This is a genomic window from Thalassospira sp. MIT1004, from assembly GCF_001858545.1.
In the GTDB taxonomy this organism is placed as follows: Bacteria; Pseudomonadota; Alphaproteobacteria; order Rhodospirillales; family Thalassospiraceae; genus Thalassospira; species Thalassospira xiamenensis.
Window position 1 is genome coordinate 1 of the sequence record NZ_MCAO01000034.1, and the last position, 1,060, is coordinate 1,060.

The 1,060-nt window shown below is 49.8% G+C and carries 1 protein-coding gene; it reads right to left on the bottom strand.

Annotation, left to right across the window (positions count from 1 at the left end; all coding sequences use genetic code 11):
- The coding region (locus tag BC440_RS23165) for a cadherin-like domain-containing protein (protein ID WP_175484489.1) at positions 1-1,060 on the bottom strand (1,060 nt) is incomplete at both ends.

Sequence of the window (1,060 nt, forward strand, 5' to 3'; positions counted from 1 at the left end):
AGCTCTATTCCCGTTGCCATCCGGTCGTTCCCAGCGGAAAATCCACTGAGATCAAACATATCCCCGACAACATTCCCGGATGCGTTATAACGCTGACCAAAAGTATCCTGACCGTCTGTCTGACCATCACTCTCTCGGCTCATCACCAGGATAAAGCCGCCATCCTGAAGCGCTATGATATCGGGATTCGTATTATCACCCCATTCATCTATAAGCTTGACTTCTTTCAGAAGGGTGCCCGTCGAATTGAATAACTGAACACGAACCGCATCATTAGAAGAGGAAATATGTGAGTAGGTGATGGCATAATTGCCATTCGCCAGCCCGGTAATGTTGGCATCAATTGCATTAACGCCTTCGGACTTCACAAGCGGTCCCAGCGGCTCACCCGAGGCATCATAACGTTGATGCTCGATATAAACGCCACTCTGACGGATCACAACATGGCTGCCATCCGCAAGCTGGGTAACATCAAAACCATTTTTCCTCGGCCCATAACCAATAAATGTTGGCTGATCCAAAGTCGCACGCACATCCATCGTAACGGTTGCCGTACTGCTGTGGCCATCCGCATCCGTTGCCGTATAGCTGAACACTGCCGGACCGTAATAATCGGCTTCTGGCGTGAAAACGACATTCCCGTCAGCATCCAACGACACCGTCCCATGCTCGCCACTCTGCACCGAGGAGATCGAATATCCCTCGCCACCATTCTCACCATCATTGGAAAGAAGCTCACTCGCCGCGATGATCACCGAACGGTTCGCAACCGTCGAAATATCGTCCGCCGATGCAATCGCATATTCCCGGTATTGTGCCGGATCAAGCGTTTCACCGGTAACACTGCTATCAACATGGATTTTATAAAATTCCAGCGAGTTCGTAGAACGATAATTGCTGAAATAGATATACACACCACCATCTTCGGCATGTTCCAGTTTCAGGTAGGATTCCCGACCATCTGTAAGCTGATAGTACCCTGTAACCAGTTCACCAAAATCGACAACACCGTGAACGGGGTTCCCCGATGCATCATAGCGCTGGCCATAAACATGATGGT